1 pseudogene is annotated in these 300 nt (G+C 47.7%); it reads right to left on the reverse strand.

Features of this window, described 5'->3' with window-relative positions:
- Positions 1-300, reverse strand: a pseudogene (locus KTH89_RS24765) (hypothetical protein); the annotation flags it as partial.

Below are 300 nucleotides of genomic sequence, written 5' to 3' on the forward strand. Positions count from 1 at the left end.
TCCGTCAGGATTGAATTCATTACTTCCGCCCTCCTCGTCATCAGGAACTCTCTCAATATTCCTTCTTCAATACATTCGTCCACAGCCCGCTTAACCGCCCCCTCAAAATTCATCTCCCCGCGGTAGGACTTTACCTTTCCGACCAGGACCGCGTATTCTTTGAGGACAGGGCACCGCTCCATTAACTGGCTGTTATGCCCATTGTTGATATTAAGGATCTGAACCTGCAATTCCATTTTAGACTGCTCATTTCCATGTATAAATGCGTCGGACAGCTTCAGCCATTTTTCTTCCCCGATC

The sequence above is a fragment of the Diplocloster agilis genome, assembly GCF_019042275.1.
In the GTDB taxonomy this organism is placed as follows: Bacteria; Bacillota; Clostridia; order Lachnospirales; family Lachnospiraceae; genus Diplocloster; species Diplocloster agilis.